The sequence below is a fragment of the Pristimantibacillus sp. Z349TD_6 genome, from assembly GCF_056173205.1.
Window position 1 is genome coordinate 7,179,909 of the sequence record NZ_CM149662.1, and the last position, 7,592, is coordinate 7,187,500.

Consider the following 7,592-nt stretch of genomic DNA (forward strand, 5'->3'; position numbering starts at 1 on the left):
AATGATAATGTTTCTCACAAAAAAAGTCAATGATAATATAAATAGCAATTATTCATATCGATAAAAATAGAGCCCTATTTAAATAGAAAAGCCGCCCAACAGGTTGGGACGGCTAGCTTTTATCATTTTACATACGTTACCACTTTAGCTTCGTGCCAAATACAAGACCATTGCTTATTAGTCTTCCAGGCGTGGTAATGAGTTTTCCTTGCGCGTACATGCCAGAGGATGCTCCTCCGTCCAAATTCATCGCCTGCTCAGCGCCAAGCTGAATCATGATTTGACTCCACTGTTTTATCGTTGCTTTGGAGACAGTAGCTATGACAACAGTCCCGTCCTTTTTGACAAGAATGCCGCTTCTGCCAGCTGCATCGGTCAATATTTTGGAGCTGCTAAACCCTTCCCCAGCTGGATTAACTGCCGGTTTCCCATCCTTCACTAGTCTTGGTCCTGCACCAATGGCGGTATGAACGCGAGACCAAGCAATCGGACTTTTCGAGAGGTTGGTCATTTCGATCTTATAATCAACCTTCGTCCCCACCTTAAAGCGTGAGGCTAGCTTCTCCTCAGAACCTGTATAAACGAGAACATATCCATCTGCTGGAATGCCGACATTCTCTTTTTTGCTTATTTTAGTCACGACACCCTTACTGACCGTTACTGAGGTGCCTTGTGCAAATCCAAGCTTAGCACCACGCTTTGGCGTGAACATGATAGCTGACGATGCGCCTGCTGCAGGTGTTCGATTTATAAAATACGCATACCAGTTGTTAGGCGACTTAAAAGAACCGTCTGTTCCACCTAAAATTTTGACGCGCAGCGTATCCATAACTACTTTGCCGTCCCATGTAAAACCAATCGCTGTCCCTGTATTGCCTATATGCTCCACATTGCCGTCTACAATTACCGTTCCATATGGCTCCGGAATGCCGCCATAAGCCTCAAAATAGGTTCCGTTAATCGCTGCGTCTGCACGGTAATCACTAGCAATCGATTGAAGCGACTGAACGACGCCTATTTTACGGCTTGCCAGGCCTGCAGTAACCGGCATTCCCTTTGGAATGGTAACGGTTTGAACCGTAAACGACTGGCCTGCTGCCACAACCTTCTTGGATTCATGCTTCACCTTTAGGTTCAAGGTAGAGGCTGTAACCTGAATAGGAAGCTTCAGCTGGCCTTTGTAGCCGCTAGCTGTAACATCGACATAAAGATTAGCTGATCCGGCTGAAACCGGGGTTACCACGCTTTTCTCATTGATGCGAACGATCGCTGGATTGTCGGAGCGATAGCTGACAGCGACTGGATCGGACAGCTTCAGCTTGTCCGTGAGCAGGAGCCGTGTATCCAGCGGCAGCTTAACCGCCGCCGCTGCTGCATAGGTGATCGCAACGGTGCGAACTGGCCCCGCTGCGATTAATGTACTAGCGGACGCATATACGAAGCGTCCGCTGCCCTGCGGCGCCACACCGCTCGCGGGAACCGCGGTGTGACCGCCGTAGGTGTACAAGATCGACCCGGCAGAGCCGTCGATCGCGTACACAGCGCCGGAACGGCCGCCGGCCAGCACCGTGCCGACGCCAAGATCCGGCGCAAGCGCCGCGGGGCCGAAGCCGCCCGCCCCGCTGGCGCTAATGCGCCATAGTTCCGCCCCGTCTGCGAGGCGGAACGCAGCTACGCCGTTGCCGCTGCGCTCCGCGGCAACGACAGTACCTTTGTCTCCGGGCACGAGCACCGGAGACGTCCAACCGCCTGCGGGCGCTGCCGCAAGCTCGCGAGTGAAGCGGACTTTACCGTCCTCTTCATACGCAGCGATAGCTTTGCCCGCAAGCAGCATGACGCCGCCGCTCACGTCGCCTGCGATCAGCTTCGCCCCAAGCAGCGTCTGCTCAAGCGACGCTTCCCATACAACTGCATTGCCGCGCACGGCATACAACACGCCATTGCTGCCCAGTACATAGACGCCGCGCTTACCTGCGGCCAGTTCCATAACTGAGACGCCCTCTGGTAGCAGAGCAACCTCCTGCTCTCCCTCACTGCTCAGCGATAAAACAGCATGCTGATATGCGAAATAAGGAGTACCTTCCCCATCCGTCACCATGCCAGATGGCTCTAATTGCTCCTTTTTCCCTTTAAAATAATAAATACCTTTCTGACCGCCATTGCCACCTTCATCGTATTGATAAAGCCTAGCACCAGTTCCTGCAGTAAATATTTGTCCTTTTCCATTTACGGCTGGAGCAGATAATTTCGAATATGTGTTTATTCTTTTTAACTCTTTTCCGCCATTATCTAATAGGGATAACCATCCATTATTCGTTACAACCAGCATCTTTCCGCTCGGCATAACAATCGGAGGATATAGAGTACCCTCTGCTTTGTATCGCCAGTACTCGATTTCTGCTTTGCTGGCAGTAGAACCCTTCGCATTAGAAGCAACCGTTTTTGTCTCATTCTTCGATTCTGCCGCAGAAACGGAGGAACCCCCATAGGCTCCCTTACCACCTAATGATTCGCTTCCTGTGTAGCTCACATTCAACACTATAATAAGCAGAATAGCTACTACTCTAACAAGCCATTTTTTCATCTTTTGCTGCATATGACTGATCTCCTTCTCCTTCTTATGTGTAGATTCCAGCTAGTCCCAATGAACTATATCGACAGGTTTATTCTAAAAATGAAGGGATTATATGGATAAAATAACTCTCAAATTCTATTGAGTAATAAGTTGGCATCCTGTAAGTCTCTATGTTACGATCACAAAAACCAAGTATACAAATCTACTAATGGTATTACTATTTCTTCATATGAAACACTAAACCCATTTACTATTTATCCTCACAACGATTAACCTTGTACATTTTTAACCCCATCCAATTGAGCAGGATCACCTTGTTTCCGAGGTAGATCAAGTTTTGTACAAGCTGTACTTAATAAGCATAAAATGGAGGATTAATATCAATATGCAAACCACTAGATGCAAGCTGGACCCATTACAACAATCAGATTTCAAATACATGCAAAGGATATATTCGAGTGATGAGGTTAGAAAATACTTAGGCGGAGCTGTACCAGAGGAATATCATCTAAATAAGTTTCTAGATGCTTTAGAGCGCTCTTCAACGAAGGAGTCGGTCAATTATTAATGTACGCAATTCATGAATTAAAGCTAGGCAAAGTAATCGCTGAGACACAAACAGCAAATACTGCCTCCTGCAGGCTCCTTGAGAAGGTAGGCATGCGATTAGAGTATAAGCTGCAAAGATATGGTGCTGAACAAGCGCTATACAGCTTTAATGATCATTCGGGGCTTTTCGATTAATATTACACATATATAAACAGCAAAAAACCCTTGTTCGCCAAGGGTTTCTTCATGGTATGGTGCGCGTAGAGGGACTTGAACCCCCACGGTCGCCCGCTAGATCCTAAGTCTAGTGCGTCTGCCAATTCCGCCATACGCGCATATATGTGATTCTTTGAAGCTTAACCATGTTTTGCAGGGCTTCCACCTACATTACTCTGTTGACATACAGAGTGCTTCCCTATGAAGGGTGTTAAAGATGGTGCGCGTAGAGGGACTTGAACCCCCACGGTCGCCCGCTAGATCCTAAGTCTAGTGCGTCTGCCAATTCCGCCATACGCGCGCATGTGAGATAAAAAATGGTGAGTCATGTAGGATTCGAACCTACGACACCCTGATTAAAAGTCAGGTGCTCTACCAACTGAGCTAATGACTCATAGTATAAGTGGCTGGGGATTCAGGGATCGAACCTGAGAATGACGGAGTCAAAGTCCGTTGCCTTACCGCTTGGCTAATCCCCAATAGCGATATGGTGGACGCTGACGGGATCGAACCGCCGACCCTCTGCTTGTAAGGCAGATGCTCTCCCAGCTGAGCTAAGCGTCCAAGGATAAAGGCGCCATTTGTAAAAATAATTTGGTGACCCGTAGGGGACTCGAACCCCTGTTACCTCCGTGAAAGGGAGGTGTCTTAACCACTTGACCAACGGGCCATGCTAAAATTGATGCTTGTCCTTACAGTTGAAAGTTTTCTGGAGCTCTCAACCGGATTCGAACCGGTGACCTCATCCTTACCATGGATGCACTCTACCTACTGAGCTATGAGAGCATAATGGCTCCCCGAACAGGACTCGAACCTGTGACAACTCGATTAACAGTCGAGTGCTCTACCAACTGAGCTATCAGGGAACATTGTATTTTGAGTTGAATGTTATTAAAGCTTCAACTTCAAAATAGGCACGGTTGAATATCAAGGCGTATTGCGCCTTGAAAACTGGATACGAAAGATTAGGCTTGCTGAAGCCTTTTATGCTGCTGTCTACCGGATGTATGGGTCACAGTAAACGTGTTTAGGATAAGCCCTCGACCGATTAGTATTCGTCAGCTACACACATTGCTGTGCTTCCACCCCGAACCTATCAACCTCGTCGTCTTCAAGGGGTCTTACATACTGGGAAATCTCATCTTGAGGGGGGCTTCACGCTTAGATGCTTTCAGCGCTTATCCCGTCCGTACTTGGCTACCCAGCGGTGCTCCTGGCGGAACAACTGGTACACCAGCGGTACGTCCATCCCGGTCCTCTCGTACTAAGGACAGCTCCTCTCAAATTTCCTGCGCCCGCGACAGATAGGGACCGAACTGTCTCACGACGTTCTGAACCCAGCTCGCGTACCGCTTTAATGGGCGAACAGCCCAACCCTTGGGACCTACTTCAGCCCCAGGATGCGATGAGCCGACATCGAGGTGCCAAACCTCCCCGTCGATGTGGACTCTTGGGGGAGATAAGCCTGTTATCCCCAGGGTAGCTTTTATCCGTTGAGCGATGGCCCTTCCATTCGGTACCACCGGATCACTAAGCCCTACTTTCGTACCTGCTCGACTTGTAGGTCTCGCAGTCAAGCTCCCTTATGCCTTTGCACTCTTCGAATGATTTCCAACCATTCTGAGGGAACCTTTGGGCGCCTCCGTTACATTTTAGGAGGCGACCGCCCCAGTCAAACTGTCCACCTGACACGGTCCCCGAACCGGTTTCACGGTTCTAGGTTAGAACTCCGATACGATCAGGGTGGTATCCCAACGTTGCCTCCACACAAGCTGGCGCTCATGCTTCAAAGGCTCCCACCTATCCTGTACAGATCGTACCAAAGTTCAATATCAAGTTACAGTAAAGCTCCATGGGGTCTTTCCGTCTTGTCGCGGGTAACCTGCATCTTCACAGGTATTAAAATTTCACCGGATCTCTCGTTGAGACAGCGCCCAAGTCGTTACGCCATTCGTGCGGGTCAGAATTTACCTGACAAGGAATTTCGCTACCTTAGGACCGTTATAGTTACGGCCGCCGTTTACTGGGGCTTCGGTTCACAGCTTCGGGTTACCCCTAACCGCTCCCCTTAACCTTCCAGCACCGGGCAGGCGTCAGCCCGTATACTTCGCCTTACGGCTTCGCACAGACCTGTGTTTTTGCTAAACAGTCGCTTGGGCCTTTTCACTGCGGCCCCCTCGGGCTATTCACCCTACCGAGGCACCCCTTCTCCCGAAGTTACGGGGTCATTTTGCCGAGTTCCTTAACGAGAGTTCTTCCGCGCGCCTTAGCATGCTCTGCTCGCCTACCTGTGTCGGTTTGCGGTACGGGCACCTAGATCTCACTAGAGGCTTTTCTTGACAGCCGGAGTACATGACCTTCGCTACTGCAATTTTCGCTCCCCATCACAGCCCAGCCTTCATGATCGACGGATTTGCCTATCGATCAGCCTCACTGCTTGGACGGACTATTCCATCAGTCCGCGTCACTGCCCTTCTGTGTCACCCCATTGCTCAAACGATCTTCGGTGGTACAGGAATTTCAACCTGTTGTCCATCCACTACGCCTTTCGGCCTCGCGTTAGGTCCCGACTTACCCTGAGAGGACGAGCCTTCCTCAGGAACCCTTAGGCTTTCGGCGGACAAGATTCTCACTTGTCTTTTCGTTACTCATACCGGCATTCTCACTTGAATACAGTCCACCAGTCCTCACGGTCCAACTTCAATCCGTATTCAACGCTCCCCTACCCAAGTACCATATAGGCACATGTCATAGCTTCGGTGGTGTGTTTAGCCCCGTTACATTTTCGGCGCAGAGTCACTCGACCAGTGAGCTATTACGCACTCTTTAAATGATGGCTGCTTCTAAGCCAACATCCTGGTTGTCTTTGCAACTCCACATCCTTTCCCACTTAACACACACTTGGGGACCTTAGCTGATGATCTGGGCTGTTTCCCTCTTGACAATGGATCTTAGCACTCACTGTCTGACTCCCGAGTAGCACGTCTATGGCATTCGGAGTTTGACTGGACTTGGTAACCCTTGGCGGGCCCCGCACCCAATCAGTGCTCTACCTCCACGACGCTCATTCCTCGAGGCTAGCCCTAAAGCTATTTCGGGGAGAACCAGCTATCTCCGAGTTCGATTGGAATTTCTCCGCTACCCCCACCTCATCCCCGCATTTTTCAACATGCGTGGGTTCGGGCCTCCAGTGCGTGTTACCGCACCTTCACCCTGGACAGGGGTAGATCACACGGTTTCGGGTCTACGACCACGTACTTATTCGCCCTATTCAGACTCGCTTTCGCTACGGCTCCGTCTTCCCGACTTAACCTTGCACGTGATCGTAACTCGCCGGTTCATTCTACAAAAGGCACGCCATCACCCATTTAACGGGCTCTGACTTTTTGTAAGCGCACGGTTTCAGGTTCTTTTTCACTCCGCTTCCGCGGTGCTTTTCACCTTTCCCTCACGGTACTGCTTCACTATCGGTCACCAGGGAGTATTTAGCCTTGGCAGATGGTCCTGCCGGATTCCGACGGGGTTTCACGTGTCCCGCCGTACTCAGGATCCGTCTCGGAGAGTGCTTGCTTTCGGTTACAGGGCTTTTACCTGCTCTGGCGGGCCTTTCCAGACCTCTTCGCCTACCAAACACCTTTGTAACTCCATGTGAGACGTCCTACAACCCCAAGAAGCAAGCTTCTTGGTTTGGGCTAATCCGCGTTCGCTCGCCGCTACTGACGGAATCACTATTGTTTTCTCTTCCTCAGGGTACTTAGATGTTTCAGTTCCCCTGGTATGCCTCTTACTAACCTATGTATTCAGTTAGTAGTAACTATCCATTACGATAGCTGGGTTTCCCCATTCGGAAATCCTCGGATCAATGCCTGCTTACGGCTCCCCGGGGCGGTATCGTTGTTCGCCACGTCCTTCTTCGGCTCCTGGTGCCTAGGCATCCTCCGTGCGCTCTTACTAGCTTAACCTATCGTTCCGGTTGATTCGGCTTGTGCGCCGTTTTCATTTTGTTTCTCTGATCTCCTAAGACATCAAATGGTTGAAACAAAACGAAAAGAAGTCGCATCAATCACGAACAACCTTCACTAACAATTAAATCAATGTAGCTTAAAGGATGTTTCAGCAATTCTTTTCTTTCGTTATCCAGTTTTCAAGGTGCAAATGTTTTGCGCTGAGTTTGCTTCAGAGTTAATCTTCAGCAAAGACAGTACATTATTTTATTGGTGGAGCCAAGCGGGATCGAACCGCTGACCTCCTG

General features: G+C 49.7%; 3 protein-coding genes, 9 tRNA genes and 1 rRNA gene (1 of these 13 only partly in view). 2 read left to right on the forward strand and 11 right to left on the reverse strand.

All coding sequences use genetic code 11. The annotated features are described in order from the left end of the window. Positions 1 to 136: 136 nt before the first annotated feature. Positions 137 to 2,596: a phosphodiester glycosidase family protein gene (locus AC0VYE_RS31050; protein ID WP_475444655.1), complete on the reverse strand. Its 2,460-nt coding sequence runs from the start codon at positions 2,594 to 2,596 to the stop codon at positions 137 to 139. A 364-nt stretch (positions 2,597 to 2,960) separates the two neighbouring features. Here AC0VYE_RS31050 and AC0VYE_RS31055 point away from each other — a divergent pair, with 364 nt between their 5' ends. Together AC0VYE_RS31055 and AC0VYE_RS31060 are read left to right on the forward strand one after the other, a co-directional pair. Next, on the forward strand, positions 2,961 to 3,143 hold the full coding sequence (locus AC0VYE_RS31055) for a hypothetical protein (RefSeq protein WP_475444657.1): 183 nt from the start codon (positions 2,961 to 2,963) through the stop codon (positions 3,141 to 3,143). Then, positions 3,143 to 3,319 carry a GNAT family N-acetyltransferase gene (locus AC0VYE_RS31060; RefSeq protein ID WP_475444659.1) on the forward strand — a complete coding sequence of 59 codons (177 nt, stop codon included), beginning with the start codon at positions 3,143 to 3,145 and terminating at the stop codon, positions 3,317 to 3,319. Before AC0VYE_RS31055 ends, AC0VYE_RS31060 begins: the two co-directional genes overlap by 1 nt. A gap of 57 nt (positions 3,320 to 3,376) precedes the next feature. Here the strand turns inward: AC0VYE_RS31060 and AC0VYE_RS31065 are convergent. From AC0VYE_RS31065 to AC0VYE_RS31110, 10 genes are all read right to left on the reverse strand, one after another. Beyond that, positions 3,377 to 3,459 (reverse strand) — tRNA-Leu (locus AC0VYE_RS31065). 99 nt (positions 3,460 to 3,558) lie between these two features. After that, a tRNA-Leu gene (locus AC0VYE_RS31070) sits at positions 3,559 to 3,641 on the reverse strand. A 17-nt stretch (positions 3,642 to 3,658) separates the two neighbouring features. Further along, positions 3,659 to 3,734: transfer RNA gene (locus tag AC0VYE_RS31075), tRNA-Lys, on the reverse strand. Positions 3,735 to 3,744: 10 nt separating this feature from the next. Further along, positions 3,745 to 3,819, reverse strand: a tRNA-Gln gene (locus AC0VYE_RS31080). Positions 3,820 to 3,828: 9 nt separating this feature from the next. Beyond that, positions 3,829 to 3,904 (reverse strand) — tRNA-Val (locus AC0VYE_RS31085). Between the two features lie 31 nt (positions 3,905 to 3,935). Then, positions 3,936 to 4,010 (reverse strand) — tRNA-Glu (locus AC0VYE_RS31090). A 40-nt stretch (positions 4,011 to 4,050) separates the two neighbouring features. Continuing rightward, a tRNA-Thr gene (locus AC0VYE_RS31095) sits at positions 4,051 to 4,126 on the reverse strand. A 4-nt stretch (positions 4,127 to 4,130) separates the two neighbouring features. Beyond that, positions 4,131 to 4,206, reverse strand: a tRNA-Asn gene (locus AC0VYE_RS31100). 162 nt (positions 4,207 to 4,368) lie between these two features. Next, a 23S ribosomal RNA gene (locus AC0VYE_RS31105) occupies positions 4,369 to 7,302 on the reverse strand. Positions 7,303 to 7,555: 253 nt separating this feature from the next. Further along, positions 7,556 to 7,592: transfer RNA gene (locus AC0VYE_RS31110), tRNA-Ala, on the reverse strand (it continues 39 nt past the right edge of the window).

Coding starts and splice junctions, on each gene's coding strand:
- AC0VYE_RS31050 (WP_475444655.1), bottom strand. CDS start 2,596: ATGCAGCAAAAGATGAAAAAATGGCTTGTTAGAGTAGTAGCTATTCTG.
- AC0VYE_RS31055 (WP_475444657.1), top strand. CDS start 2,961: ATGCAAACCACTAGATGCAAGCTGGACCCATTACAACAATCAGATTTC.
- AC0VYE_RS31060 (WP_475444659.1), top strand. CDS start 3,143: ATGTACGCAATTCATGAATTAAAGCTAGGCAAAGTAATCGCTGAGACA.